Annotated in this window: 14 protein-coding genes and 1 pseudogene; 5 read left to right on the forward strand and 10 right to left on the reverse strand. The window is 67.3% G+C overall.

Annotated elements, in window-relative coordinates; all coding sequences use genetic code 11:
* Positions 1–31: 31 nt before the first annotated feature.
* Positions 32–667: an FMN-dependent NADH-azoreductase gene (locus DWB77_RS36285; RefSeq protein WP_120726907.1), complete on the forward strand. Its 636-nt coding sequence runs from the start codon at positions 32–34 to the stop codon at positions 665–667.
* A 66-nt stretch (positions 668–733) separates the two neighbouring features.
* Here DWB77_RS36285 and DWB77_RS36290 read toward each other — a convergent pair whose 3' ends face one another.
* From DWB77_RS36290 to DWB77_RS36310, 5 genes are all read right to left on the reverse strand, one after another.
* Entirely contained in the window at positions 734–1330 is a 597-nt protein-coding gene (locus DWB77_RS36290) for a TetR/AcrR family transcriptional regulator (RefSeq protein WP_162952703.1), read from the reverse strand.
* Positions 1331–1819: 489 nt separating this feature from the next.
* Positions 1820–1981, reverse strand: coding sequence for a hypothetical protein (locus DWB77_RS38120; protein ID WP_162952704.1), 162 nt, complete (start codon positions 1979–1981; stop codon positions 1820–1822).
* 316 nt (positions 1982–2297) lie between these two features.
* Positions 2298–2723 carry a VOC family protein gene (locus DWB77_RS36295; RefSeq protein ID WP_120726909.1) on the reverse strand — a complete coding sequence of 142 codons (426 nt, stop codon included), beginning with the start codon at positions 2721–2723 and terminating at the stop codon, positions 2298–2300.
* A gap of 189 nt (positions 2724–2912) precedes the next feature.
* Positions 2913–3134 (reverse strand): hypothetical protein, encoded by a 222-nt coding sequence (locus DWB77_RS36300; RefSeq protein WP_120726910.1) that lies wholly within the window; start codon positions 3132–3134, stop codon positions 2913–2915.
* A 518-nt stretch (positions 3135–3652) separates the two neighbouring features.
* On the reverse strand, positions 3653–4015 hold the full coding sequence (locus DWB77_RS36310; RefSeq protein WP_246033769.1) for a DUF805 domain-containing protein: 363 nt from the start codon (positions 4013–4015) through the stop codon (positions 3653–3655).
* 797 nt (positions 4016–4812) lie between these two features.
* Between DWB77_RS36310 and DWB77_RS36315 the strand changes: the two genes are divergently transcribed.
* Positions 4813–5421 (forward strand): sensor domain-containing protein, encoded by a 609-nt coding sequence (locus tag DWB77_RS36315; RefSeq protein WP_120726913.1) that lies wholly within the window; start codon positions 4813–4815, stop codon positions 5419–5421.
* 140 nt (positions 5422–5561) lie between these two features.
* Here the strand turns inward: DWB77_RS36315 and DWB77_RS39360 are convergent.
* A pseudogene (locus DWB77_RS39360) lies at positions 5562–5965 on the reverse strand (transposase); the annotation flags it as partial.
* Positions 5966–6196: 231 nt separating this feature from the next.
* Here DWB77_RS39360 and DWB77_RS36325 point away from each other — a divergent pair.
* A complete protein-coding gene (locus tag DWB77_RS36325) occupies positions 6197–6595 on the forward strand; it encodes a hypothetical protein (protein ID WP_246033770.1) in 399 nt (132 codons plus the stop codon).
* A 790-nt stretch (positions 6596–7385) separates the two neighbouring features.
* Here the strand turns inward: DWB77_RS36325 and DWB77_RS36335 are convergent.
* The 3 genes from DWB77_RS36335 to DWB77_RS39680 form a co-directional block, all read right to left on the reverse strand.
* Positions 7386–8018, reverse strand: a complete 633-nt coding sequence (locus tag DWB77_RS36335) for a suppressor of fused domain protein (protein WP_246033771.1) — start codon at positions 8016–8018, stop codon at positions 7386–7388.
* Positions 8019–8469: 451 nt separating this feature from the next.
* Positions 8470–9987 (reverse strand): hypothetical protein, encoded by a 1518-nt coding sequence (locus DWB77_RS36340; RefSeq protein ID WP_120726915.1) that lies wholly within the window; start codon positions 9985–9987, stop codon positions 8470–8472.
* A gap of 143 nt (positions 9988–10130) precedes the next feature.
* Complete coding sequence (locus DWB77_RS39680) at positions 10131–10436, reverse strand: hypothetical protein (protein WP_428985177.1); 306 nt, start codon at positions 10434–10436, stop codon at positions 10131–10133.
* 69 nt (positions 10437–10505) lie between these two features.
* Between DWB77_RS39680 and DWB77_RS38125 the strand changes: the two genes are divergently transcribed.
* Positions 10506–10679, forward strand: a complete 174-nt coding sequence (locus DWB77_RS38125) for a hypothetical protein (RefSeq protein WP_162952705.1) — start codon at positions 10506–10508, stop codon at positions 10677–10679.
* 107 nt (positions 10680–10786) lie between these two features.
* Here the strand turns inward: DWB77_RS38125 and DWB77_RS36355 are convergent, their stop codons facing one another.
* Entirely contained in the window at positions 10787–12235 is a 1449-nt protein-coding gene (locus tag DWB77_RS36355; RefSeq protein ID WP_162952706.1) for a hypothetical protein, read from the reverse strand.
* Between the two features lie 561 nt (positions 12236–12796).
* On the opposite strand from DWB77_RS36355, the gene DWB77_RS36360 reads away from it, so the two are divergent.
* A complete protein-coding gene (locus DWB77_RS36360) occupies positions 12797–13360 on the forward strand; it encodes a hypothetical protein (RefSeq protein ID WP_120726920.1) in 564 nt (187 codons plus the stop codon).
* Positions 13361–13388 lie beyond the last annotated feature (28 nt).

A 13388-nucleotide genomic window follows, 5' to 3' on the forward strand; every position in this document is an offset into this window, starting at 1 on the left:
ACGCCCTCCTCTCCCCTTTCGGAGTTGCACCATGGCGACACTGCTGCACATCGACTCGTCCGCTTTTGCGGGCCAGGCGTCCACCTCTCGGGCCGTCACCGAGGCCTTCCGTCGTACGTGGCTGGAGGAGCACCCGGGTGGCGAGGTGATCTACCGGGACCTTGCCGCCCAGCCGGTCCCGCACATCACCGCGGACGCCCACACCGCCGGGTTGCTCGACCCGGCGGAGCACACCGAGGAGCAGGCTCGGGCGTTCGCCGAGCGCCTGGCCCTGATTACGGAGTTGGAGGCGGCCGACGCGGTGGTCATCGGCGCGCCGATGTACAACTTCTCGGTGCCCTCCAGCCTCAAGGCATGGCTGGACCAGGTGATCCTGATGGGCCGCACCGCGGGCTCGCCGGAGTCGAAGGTGAAGGGCACACCGGTGACGGTGGTGACCAGCCGCGGCGGCTCCTACGCCCCCGGTACGCCCCGGGCGCCGCACGAGCACGTGCTGAACTACCTTGAGTCCGTGCTGTCGATGATCTTCGAGATGGAGGCGACCTTCATCGTCGCGGACCTGACGCTGGCCGCGCACATCCCGGCTCTGGAGCACCTGGTCCCACTCGGCGAGCAGTCGCGGGCCGACGCGTTCGAGGCCGCGGCGAATGCGGCCCGCGCCGCGTAGTCGCGCGCGGCGACGGTGTCGACCCCGCCTCGGCGGGCTCGACACCGTCGCCGTTCCTGGCCCTGCCTAGCTGGGTAGCGGGCGACTTCCCGTGCGGGCGCGCAGGCCCTCGAAGAGCAAGGCGAGGACGCGGCGGCGGCCGGCGTCGTCCCCGGCGCGCACGAGGTCACCGTTGACCTGGAAGAAGCGAGCGATGTCGTCCATCTGGGCGTCCTCGCGCAAGACCCCTTCGGCGCGGGCGCCGGCGGCCAGATCGGTGGCGAAGGCCAGGGACCGGTCGCAGACTGCCTTGAGAGCTGGGGCGTTGGGGTAGCGGCGGGAGAATGCGTCGTTGAACGCCGGGTCGTCGGCCTGCGCCTGGCAGATGGCCTCGACGTAGGTCTGTAGTTTCTCCCAAGCGCTGCCCGCCGCGCCGTCCGCGATGGCCATCGCCGCGCGCACATGCCGGTCGGCGAGTTCATTGACGACCTGGTCCAGCAGCGCGTCACGGCTCCCGAAGCGGTTGTAGATCGTGCCGACGCTCACCCCCGCCAGTTTCGCGATCGTCTCCAGCGGCGTGTCGAGCCCGTGCTCGGAGAAAGCGTCTGCCGCGGCCTGACGCAGCTTCTCGACGTTGCGGCGGGCATCGGCGCGCAGCGGCGGCCGCTGGGGTGCCTCGGGCACGGTGCTCGCCCCTCCCTGAATCGAGAAATCCATCATGTTGTGGGCACGTGGGGGACAGTGAAGTTGAGACTACCTTCATCTTACGACGCGCCGCCCCGAGGGGTCCTGGCCCGGCAGCTCGCCCGCGAGAAACAACAGCGCCCGCCCCGGATGAGCTCGTCGGCCGGTGGGGTGCGGCGCCCGGGGGCCGTCCTGGCGCTGTACGGGGCCCGCGCGGCTTGGGCGAAGGGCAGCTTCGGTGCTGCCACAGTCGGTAGAAGCAGCCCTCGGCATCGTTGAAGCCGCGGTGCCGGTCGCCGTGCGGGTTGGTGACGTGGGGAATGAAGGGCAGATCGCTCGGGCCTGGCTGCCAGTGCTGCTCCTGCCGGCTCACCATGTCCTCCGTGATACGCGGTGACCACAAGGTGCTGAGTGTGTCACCGCCGGGCGGGGACGGTCCGGGCTTCCGACCGCTTAGCCCGCCCCGGAGGCCGATGAGTACGCGGCGGGTCAACGGCGGTGCCCGACCGTGCCGCGGACGAGGACGTAAACAGTCACGCAGAGGGCGGCGACGTCACGGTCGACGAGCAGGGCGATGAACAGCCAGGACGAGAAGCCGTGGCCGACGGAGGTGGCGACGAGGGACACCCGGGTGCTCAGCGTCGCGTCCACCCGTGGTCCGCGCCCCTTCCCGAGGGTGGGCCTGGACCTCGCCGGAGTTAGCCCCTTGGCGGCCCACGAAGTCCCGGGATCCGGCCCGCCCTTGAGGGTGCATTACGTCTCTGACCGCCCGGCTCAATGATCGCCTGCGGTCGGGCCCGCCCCGGGAACTTCCCTGTATGGGGATGTCGAAATGGTGCCCCTGCTACCTCGTGGGCCGAGGCGTCGGCTCGGGGGAGGGAGTCGGGGAACCACATGAGGTGGGCGGATCAATGTGCACATAGGACGCGGCGGGCCGGATCGCCGCCGGTGGCCCGAGGGCGGCCTGCTATCGCCGGATGTACGGGCGAGTCATGATCTCCATGTTGTGGCCGTCCGGGTCGTCGAAATACGCACCGCGACCGCCGAAGAGGCGGTTGATCTGGCCCGGCGCGGTGTGGCTGGGGTCGGCGTGGTACGTGATGCCGACCGTTTCCAGGCGGGCGATCATGGTGTCGAACTGGTCATCGGGCACGAGGAACGCGTAGTGCTGCGACTGGATCGGCTCGTCGCGCTTCTCGTAGTAATCGAGTGTCACGCCGTTGCCCAGGTCGACGGGCAAGAACGGCCCGAAGGGGGCGCCGACCTTCAACCCCAGGATCACTGCGATGAACTCGGCCGACAGCTGACGGTCCGTAGCGTAAATGGCAGTGTGGTTCAGCTGGACGGTGGCCGACGATCCAGATTCATGCTGGCGGTGCTGATCACGTGGCATGTGTGGGTGTGTCTCCGAGTCTTGGATCCGCTGTGGAGCGCCGCGCGTTGGGGCGCAAGGAGGGAAGACGCGGAGGAAGGGCGGGGCTCTTGCCCGCCTCGTGCTCACGCCGAGGCCGGATGCCCAACTCGTGCATGGCTCATGGCCGACCCGGTAGTCACCTGAGCGACACTAGTGCCTGACTGCGCGTCACAGCAACGCCAGACACTGTTTCGTGGACGAGGTGTGGAGCCGGGCTTCGGCGGTGTCGCGCTTGGGCCAGAGGCAAGTGTGGTCCACCTCTGTGAGTTCGACGTTGCGCATATAGACCTGGCCGGCGGCGAAGATCATGTCGCCGTGGTTCTGGCTCGGCACCACCCGCATGTCGAGGCGCCGGCGGTCGGCGGCCATGTCCGAACTGCCGTCCGTCATGATCTGGGCCTTCGTGCCGCGCCGTCGGTGAGATTCGGCGTGGTACTGATGTGCGCGCTCGTCTGCCGGGTCGTGTCGACGGCCTTCTTCACCGCGTCCTACGCATCCGAATCGTTCACGCGAGAGCAGGCAGCACACAGGATGACGGCTATGACGGCTATGACGGCTATGACAGATAGGGCGGAGGGTCTGCGCATCGAAGCCCCAGGGGGGGCGGATGCGGCCTGCCTCGGACGTAAGACCCGGCCCGAATTCGGTCAGGTCGTCACGAATTGAACTTCACCCGGGCTCCACATTGTTCAGAAGAGCAGGGCTGCCCCACGGCACAAAGCCGCTTGCGGATGCGAGGCGCGTAGCTATGACACTGGCCGGCTACGGCCGTCACACCCGGACCGAATCCTGGAGTGCGGATGGCCCCCGGCCCGCCTTCGACGGCTCGTCCTCCTCCGCGACATGACGCGGCGCAGACCCCGCCGTTCGCCTGCGCCGACGTCAACGAGGCCGGCGGCGAACACGATTCAGATCGCGGACAGCGGGAGCGTGGTGCCTGGATAGGGACCGTACGACTCGTCCGTCGAGCTCTCCAACGCGCAGAGAAGCAGGAGCGCGATGCCGCCGATACCCGGGATCAGGCCGACCAGGATCACCCATCCTGAGCGGCCGGTGTCGTGCAGTCGGCGCACCGTCACTGCCCACGTGGGGAGCACCGTGGCGATGACGTAGATGTAACCGGGGATCAAGCTGAGCCCCAGAAACTGCTCCGTTGCGATGAACGCGATGACGATGGCGGTGTCGATCAGCCAGAACGTCCAGTACTCGGCGCGCGTGGCCCGCCCGCGGAACGTGGCGTACTTCCTAAGCGCGTCAATGTAGTAGTGCACGGTTGATCCCCCCACGGGACAGATGCGTGTACTTGTCCCGAGCGGAGCAAGCCAAGGCGAGGAACATAAGCCACAAGTAAAGGGCAGGGCAATCGAGACCATCCGACGACTTCCAAGGCCGTTGTCCAGCTCAGCCCCGCAACGCCGTAAGACTTCCGATGATCCGCCGGGAGCCCTACCGATACTGGCCCCGCCACGCAGGTGTGCCGTTCATCCCGCTAGGCGGGTAGGTCGCCAGGAGACGCGCACGGCTGCACCGTTCTGAACCGGCTCCGAGCTCGCTGAGCACGGGTCCGGATGCCATGCCGACGGACCTGGATGGTTACGAGTCCGAATGCGGTTCATGCCCCACAAGTGGGGTCCGCCTGCGCCAAGTTGAGAGCCCATTCTTGAACTGCTGCCTATATCGGGCCCTTGTTGCGGATGCGCGGGGCGCGACGCGCTCGGCTACATCGCGTCCGCACACAGACTTGGCTGTTCCCATGTGTGCCGATCTTCTCGAGGCAACCAATGACGCACGCCCGCCGACGCGCACGCTGCACCAGAACCCGCCAGATCGGGCCCCGGACGGCCACTCGGCTCCACCAACCACCACCGAGCTGACCGCTACGAGGGTGGCCAACTCCTCGTCACCGGCGAGCTCTATCAGCGGCTCACACACCACAAGAAAGGCACCAGAGCTAGACGAGCCACGGGATAGTCGACCGGCCCGGCACGTTAGAGGTGGGGTAAACCGAATCACCCATCTTCGTACAGGCACGATCGACCCCGGGCCTCGCGGACGCGAGCCTGAATGCATGGACATCACACAGCCGCCTCTCGCCCGCAGTGGCCGCCCCACTGGCCGGATCGCCGCGATCCTCCGTGCGCCCTTCCGTGCCCTGACCTGGCGTCGGTTCGCTTACATCGTGCTCGCACTGCCCGTCGGCATCCTCTGTATCCCGCTTGCCCTGCTAGGCGGCCAAGCGGGCCACATCCAGCGTGCTCTGGCCCAACGCTTGCTCGGCGTTGAAGTCGAAGCGCCGGAACGCAACGGCCCGTTGACGCTCGTGCACGCAGTCATCAGCGCGCCACTGAACCTCGTCGCGGCCATCTCCTCCGGCCTGTTCTGGTTCGTCGTGGCAATTAACCTCGGCTATCCATTGCGGCCCGACAACGACACCTCCGACTCCTGGGGCGGCCCGACGATGGCCGGGGCCTGGGCAGTGCACGCCACAGGCGGGCTGGGCTTTCTCCTCGTCGCTCCCTGGGTCATCAAGGGGTTTACCACGCTGCAAGGCCGCCTCGTCAGGGGCTTCCTCGGCGCGGACCGCAGAGGGCTCCTGAAGACCACAAGCCTGGCACTGACGGTCGCAGCGCTGTGCTGCCTGCTGTCGATCCCGCTGATCCACCAGGCCCAGGGGTGACCATGCGGGCCCTGCTCGCCCTCAAATGAGGCGGGCGCAGGCCACCCGCGCGTCCCTTGAACTGCGAAAACGACTCAAGTTCGAGGATTATTCGACGCCGGACGATCAACGACAAGCGCAATGAGCGTTTTGTCCCGGCGGAGCCCAACCGTGTCCAGGACCGCGGTCCAAGAGATAGCACCCGGCTCCAGCACGGCCACGAAGGAGCAGAACCGACCCAGAATGAACTGCGATGCTGTTTTCGCGGGGCCATAGACATACCGAAAGAGCCGCTTCGCTGAGCATGGCGCGTCCGGGCAAAGCCACGGCGATACGTCGACCGCCAGGACCAATCGCCCGCCCTCGAAACGCGGCAGCGGCAGCCAGGCCCCCACCGTCTGGAGCCGATCGCGTCGATCCGGCCGTGGTTGAGGCCGCCGTACATCGCTCCGTGCCCGCGACGACGCTCAGGCAGCAGCGTCAGGTCAACCGGGGGCTTCACCGCCCCGTCTGCACACAGCACCGCGTCCACGAGTCCGAACAACTCGTCACGCCGGGCGGTCAGCCCCTCGTAGAACTCGCCCCGGAGGCTTGATGCTTCAGCGAACGCCTCCCTTCACAACATCAGGCAGCAGACTCACCCACGGCCTTCGTCGTGATCATGTGCACCTTGGTCGGAGCACATGATCAGGCGAAGGCCGCCTACGCCCGGCGAATCCCCATGCGAGCGAATCCGTTTGAGACACCATTCGAGACCATGGCACCATGTACCGCATGACGATGAACCGAAAGGCCCATGCCGCGTAAACGGCCAGGACAGATCCGTGCCGACGCCCCCGGCAGCCACCTGGCAACGGGTGCAAAGCCGGTCATCGACGGTCTGTCTTCGCGTGCACTGTCCGAGATCAGCCACCTCGAGCAGACCCGCAACTATCTGCATCCAGGCGATGTCAGCACAGCCGTGGGCCTGTGGAAGAACTACGTCCACCAGCCCGAGCGGGATCTCTGGCACGATGACGAGTTCGGCAACGCGCACTGGTACTGCTGCGGCAACCCCCTCGAATCCCGAGCCCTCCTCGACACCGTGTTGCAGGCCCTATCACCCCGAAGTGCGCGCGAACTGCGGAAGGTTGTCAGCCGGTCAGATGCCGTCTGGAACCAACCATCCCCGCCCCATGACGCGGACGGTAGATAAAGAGACAAGCTCAGCTTGTTCGTTATCTACCAAGCCCCTTCGGGCTTGCCGATGACCTTGAGGGGTCTGGGGGCGTTTGACGTTATTGCTGACGTCGTAGCGGGGCGCCCGATGCAAACATTCACGCTTGGAAAACTCCGACCCCACCTTCGGAGCCGGGCCCCACTTCTGGCTGGGGCTATCTCGCCTGGGCCGACCGCGCAGTGGCTCATGCGCATCGGCGCCCTCGACCCGCTCAAGGGGGAGGCGGCACGGCGGGACATCCTGCTGCCGCGAACGAACTCCCACCGCCAGACCCACAGTCGGTAGGGAGTCGGCCAGCTTCGGATAGACACCCCGCCCGACGGCGCCGGACCGTAGGGCTGCGGGAGATGACCGCCCGCGACGGCTGGAGGCGCAGCTAGGGGTCCTGGAGATCGACGTTGCGCGGCACCGGGTGGAGGACCACTACCGGCTGCTGTGTGAGATCGGCGCGACCGATGCCCAGCACCTGCGCGCGATGCCCGGCGCATGCCGGAGCTTCGGCAGAGGACTTTGGGGTGATCAACCTTAGGGACGTCGAAGGATGGACCGTCACCGGTCATCACAACGACGTCCTTACCTATGTCGGCCCTGACGAGCCTCAGGACCAGTCGGAGATCGGTGTCGGGCTGTTCGGTCGATCGAAGCGTCGTCGCGACGGCACCGAACTGCATGTCGTTCATGTTGAGGACAAGCGAGCTTCAGCGAACTTGGGGTAGGTACCTGCATGTCAGCGGCGGTGATCACCGGACACGGTTGGGCCAAGGCCTCATACCACCGATGCCCGGAAAGGATCAGTGGGATTGATCTCCGCGTCGTCGAAGAGTTGCTCCAATGCCTCATGCCCCTGGTGCTTGCGGAACTCGATTTCGGCGGCCGTGACCGGCAGGGTCCACAGGATGCGGGCATGCCCGCCAGGCAGTGGACAGTGCTCAAGGTCAGGCCCGTGGAGGTACGGCAGGCTGATGAGCAGATGGTCGCAGGCCGAGCCCGGCATCCATGGCTCACCGATCGGCATGCTGTGCTCAAGGTCGAGCTGGTGCCCTCCGCAGTGGTAGTAGGCGACCATGGCCATGAGGTCGATGAACCGCTGGTCGCGGACGTGGGCGGTCATGACGAACTCAAGCCCATGACCGTCCTTCTCCATCGCGGCCCAGCAGCCTGCGGTCACATAGGCCCAACTGTCGCTGCGCGGACCGGGGCCCACAACGAGAACCCGCAGGACGGGCACGGCATCGCGCCGGCCCGGCCCCAGGTCGCGGACAACGACCTCTACGGAATGTCCCTCGAAGAACGCCCGGACATGTGACTCAACGGCCTCGGCGGCCAGCACCTTCGCATTACTCACCGCGCGATCATGCCAAACCTCAGCCAACCGGCCAGACAACTTACCCAGCGTCATGACTCGTGGACATCCGCCAGGTTTACGCGACATCTAGGCGGGCGGGCAGGGTGCTTACCTGGGATGGGCGGCGCTGAACGTACGGCATCGCGGTTCCCTTACCGATTCCGAAACCCCGCTGACCAGCAGATAGGGGGCTGGTAGCGAGTGGTCAGCGCCCATGCCGTTCTCGCAGGCAGGACGTTGCCAACTCGGTCGTGAGCTCAACGAGGTAGACGCTGTGGTCCCGGCGCCCTCGGCGACGCACCCGCAGCTGTTCACAAGAGCGGTCAAGGTCTTCCATCAGCAGCGCCGCGGCTGCGTAGGCAAGAACGGAGAGCGTTGGTCGCCGAGTTGCAGGAGCAGCCGCTTGTCACTGAGGGCCGGAATGTTGATGAGATTTGGCAGCGTCTGTCGGGCATGTGGTGTCGGCGTCAGCCGGTGGCTTACTGAGGTGCCGTACCTGTGATCGCTACGTGGGTGTCGTCTTTCGGTGTTCGGCCGGCGGTGGGGTGGCGGTGTTGGTCAGGCAGTGGTCGAGGAGTGCGTGCATGCGGGGGACGGGGAGGGACGGGTTGGCCGCAGCGCCCTCTGCGGTGCGGGAGTTGGCGAGGAGGGCCTCCAGGGCTTCCGGCGTCAGGCTCGGGTTGGCGGCGGCGGCGCGGCACACCGATTCGTCGGAGTCTTCCAACGGGGCCTCGGTCAGGGCGGGGTCGGCTGCCGCGAGGGCGCGTACCTCGGGGTCCGGGTGGCCGATGAGGTGGGCCAGGCCGGTACGGGGCAACGCGGGCAGGGTCAGCAGGTGCGGACGGTGGACCGGGCGGGTGACGAAGACGTCCAGGAGGAGGTGTGGTGGCGCCAGCGGGTGGTGGCAGGCCAGCCGGATCCGCACCTCCTCGTCCTCGTCCTGGGCGAGTGTCTCGACGACTTCCGCGGGCAGGCCGGGCCAGCTCGCCGCGACCCGGCGAAGCACCCGTTCCTCGGACGCCGCGCAGGCTGCGAACCAGTCGGGCGACGGCTCAGTATCCAGTTCGGTGATCGGGCAGGTGCAGTCCGGACCGTGGCCGATGACGCGGAGGATCGCCCAGTACTCGGCCCAGGTACGGGGGAAGGGGTGGAGGCGTGCGCGTATCCGCACCCCCTCGTCCGGGTCCTCCCGCAACTCTGCCACCTGGTCCGCCCTCAGGTCGGGCCGGGCGGCGACCATCGCGCGGACCTTCGCCTCGGGGTGGCGGGTGAGCCGGGCGATGGCGTCGGCCGGAGTGTGCCGGTTCCAGGTCAGAGGATGTACGGTGCCGTCCGCGAAGCACTGCTCGACGAGCGCGGGGGACAGGGCGCACGTGCCGAGCACATGGGACTTGCTGAGCGAACCGATGGAGGGCAGCGCGGACTCCACCCCTTCCGGGTCCAGCTCCCAGCTGCTCTTCTGAGCCGCCTTTTGTACCGCGGGGTCGGGGTCGTGCAGCAGGGCCCTTCGCTGCGCAGCGGTGAGCGACTGCCACCTCCAGGCGGCGCGTTCACGGAGCTTGGGATGGTCGTGCCCTGCCATGGAGCGGTAGAAGGACAAGGGGATCTGCCGGGAGAAGTCGAGCTCCTGGGCGATCTCGTTTTCGGTGAGGATGCCGTCCTCGCCGCCGTCGCGGGCGGTCAGCAGGGTGACGAGGATGTCGCCCGGCAGTGGTCGGACCCATCGGGGACGGGGATGGGGGCCGCCGGCGAGCCGTCCGCGGACGATCCCTGACGGGTCTGTTGCCAGCGGGGCGAGTCGTGCGGGGTCGATGTGCCGGTTGCCCGCGAGCGCGCGTCGGACCCCTCTGGCCGGGTGGTGGAGGGCTGCGTCGATGACGGCGTCGGGCAGGTCACGCCCTTCGCAAATCAACAGGCCGGCTTCACCGGCCGCCGGATCCACCAGGCGTATCAGTACGTCGCAAGGCGCTGCCGGATTGAAGGCGATGCCGCGCAGCCACAGTTCATGTAGGGAGTCGGACACCGCGTCATCCTGCCACCTCGCCTCCAACTCCAACCGGGAGTTGCTGCAACTGTCCTCGCGGCCCTCCGCTTTGGTGGTGGCGCGAGCGTTGGTTTGCAGGACTCCAGTCCCCCCAGACGGTGACCGAGCCACCGGTCGACCGCTCACCAGCCCGCCGCCTGCACTTGCGAGGCGGTTCTTGGGGACGCGGCGTCGCACGGTGTCACGCGGTGGTCTGCCCACAGGGCGGCGAACTCCGGGCTCTTCAACGCCAGTTCGCCGATCAGCGCCGCGAGCAACGGGGCCTCCGGGTGCTTACCGACGGCGACGCGCAGGTTGCCGACAACCGCGCGCGGCTCGAAGACCTGATACGGGGGCTGTTCTCGAGCTGGGAGGAGATGGCGGCGGCGGCGGACGATCCGCTGCTCAGCGTCGCGGCCTGGTATCTGGGGGAGGTCCAGGTCCGCCACTACGGCACCGTATGGCAGTGCCGCCCGCGCCCGGCGCAGTCACCCGACGAGTACGACGAGCCCTATGTCATGGCGCCGGAGTCCCTCTCCGGTACGGATGGGATGGACGGGGAAGAGGACGACGGCGAGCGAGACGCAGAGGACTGTGATGTTCTCTGCGTTCCCGCCGACGAACTTCGTGCGCTACTGCTGCGGGACGAGGACGAGAGGCTGCGGGACGTTCTGAACCGCTACCTCTACTGAGGTTTTCGGTTCGGGCAACGTCTTGGCGGCCTCGTGATCAGTCCTGTCTCAACGATGCAAACGACGTCTGTGGGGGTGTCCTGCCGTCCTCAGCCGTGCTGGCGTCCTCAGCCGTCCTGGCGTTCCGCCGGGAAGACGAAGAAGCCGTTGTCCGTGGTGAGGTACCCATAGCCGGTGGACCGGGAGAACAGGGGAATGCCGTCGCTCGGCAGGTCCTTGGCCAGTACCTTCTTCGTGCGGGCGTCCACCGCGAGCGCGCTCGTGCCGGACCCGCCCGCCTTGTCGGTGTCGCCGTACAACACGCCGTTCGCGGAGAAGCGGCGAGGCGTCAGCTGGGTCTCGCCCTCCGCCTGCTTCCACAGCTCCTTCCCGGTCCCGAGGTCCCACAGGGCGGTGCCGCCCTTGGTGTGCGCCGCTGCGAGCTTGTGGTCGGGAGAAAAAACCGAAGAGCCCTTCGTGTTGATCGTGTCGCCCGGGAAGTCGGCGTAGCGGTACGTGGTCGAACCGCCGACCTGCTTGCCGCTCGCCAGGTCGTACGTCGCCGTGACGAAGGTGTCCGGCGACATCGCACCGGCTCCCCACGCGGTGAGGATCCGCCCGTCACGTACGCCGAGGACACGGACGGCTCCACTGGTGCGCTTGTGGTCCTTGTCCAGTGCCACTCCCTGAGGCGGGACGACGTCCGCTGTGCTCCACACCTTTTTCCCGGTGGCCAGGTCGGACATGACGAGCTGTTCGGGATTGGTCTCGTACGTGGACGCGTTCTCCACGTGGAAGGCGTACGTCCCGGTGATCAGCGGCGCGTGCGCCTGCGCACCGTCGATCTCGTTGTTACGTCGGTCGAAGGAGCAGTGCGCGAGCATGCCCGTACAGGTGACCTTGCGGGGCGCGCCGCCGTCGATGGGCGTGAGCCTCAGCGTCGCATCGCCGTCCTGCTCGATCAGGTGGCCTTCGTGGATCGAGACGCCCTTGCCGTCGCCCGCGTGCTCAATCGTGCCGAGCTGTGCTCCGTCGGCTCCGTAGACAGTGACCGCGATGCTGCTCTTCGCCGCGCTCAGCCCGTCGGACTCCTGGGTGCGGGTCTTGGTGACCGCCACCGCCGGAACACCGTTGTGCCAGGTCGTGGCGGCGACGGTGCCGGCCTGCACGTCGAGGGACTTGCGTACGGCTCCGGTGCTCACGTCCCTGAACTCCAGGGTCACCGGCTCCGGCTTGTCCGAGGAGTAGGCGGAAAAGAGCGTGCCGACCGTGCCGTCCAGGGGGGCGTTCTCGTAACCCCCGCGGGCGTACTCACCCTGACCGCTTTTCACGAAGAGCAGGACGTCACCGAGGTCGATGGCCCTGGCCGGCGGCAGGCTCCACGCCTGCCGCTTGGCGAGGCCGGGCAGCGTGGGGCCGGCGTAGACCGGCCCCTTGGGAGCCTGCGCGGCGCCCTTGCCGCCGCCCTGGGCCGCGTTCCCGGGCCCTGCCTTGTCGGCGTCGCTCTCGGAAGAGCAGCCCGTGACAAGGCCGAGAGCCAGGACGAGGCTTGTGGTGATCAGTGTGTGCTTCTTCATGTCCCCGCTGGTTTCGCTGAAGTGCGCATGGCAAGCGCAGATGATCTTCCCGAAGCATAAGGCGTCATCCGCAGCGGCAACTTCTGCGTTCTGACACGCGGACAGCGGCCTCCCGCACCGCCGTTGGTGGCTGCTCAGCGCTGTATGGCTGTGATCGATGGGCCAGGCACTGTTGGTGACGGACCGACACATCCACCGGCCGGCCGTCTTCCGTCGCATGGCTGTCTCAGGGCGGTGGCTGGCCTTGGTTGAGCTCCAATTGCCGTGCGGTTGACCCGAGTTGTGGAGTGCGGGCGCTGGTAGTGCACCGTCAGCCCTCGCTCTGCTCGGCGAAGGTGACCTTTCCACAGGCCGAGTTCTCGCAGTACAGGCGCCGTACGCTCAAGTCGCTGCGAAAGGCCGGCCCCTTTCGGGCCGGGACGAAGAACTCGCCCGGCACACCGAACCTGGAGCCTCCAGCGATCACAAGGACCTGCCACGACTCAGGGCCCCGGCCGGACCGAGGCGACTGTTTCCGTCCGCCGCCGGACATGGGTCAAGCTCGGCCGAGTCCAGAAGCCCATGGCCCAGCTGCGACGCGAACGCGGCCGTCTCGCCGTTGGGGCGATCGCCGTCCGGGCGGACGTGTTCTCGACGTTCCTCTACAACAACCAGGACGCCCGCGGGCTGGTTGAGAAGGCGTCATCGCCAGCAAGAGCCGGCTCGACCCAAGAATCCGACGAGGCCCACGAACGGATCGAAGCCTCCTGGCGAGAGCGGGCTCTCAACGCCGAGACGGGTCGAGACCAGCGGCCGTCTGGGGCGGTAGCTGGTCGGCCCGTCATCTGCCGCGTCTATCGTTTCGGTGTGAATGACAGGACCGACGATCGACTCATGTGGGAAGTGACCGGATGGGATGTTGAAGAACGCCCAGCTCACGTCACCGAACTCAGCAGGGAAGAGGTCCTGCGCATCCGCGACCTCTTCGACCGCCGCCTGCCCGCGGCAGGAGAGGACGAGTGGCTTGCCTGCGCGGCCTACGAGGTGCCTCCTGACCTGCAACTTCAGGTACTGGCCGCCGTCCCTCGGCTGGAGTTCAAGCCGGGGCTGGAGTACTTCGTCGAGGGAGCTGTCCTGCCCGACTAGGCCGTGTTTTGGGTTCTGGGTCTGCTGG

This window comes from Streptomyces hundungensis (assembly GCF_003627815.1).
Taxonomy (GTDB): domain Bacteria; phylum Actinomycetota; class Actinomycetes; order Streptomycetales; family Streptomycetaceae; genus Streptomyces; species Streptomyces hundungensis_A.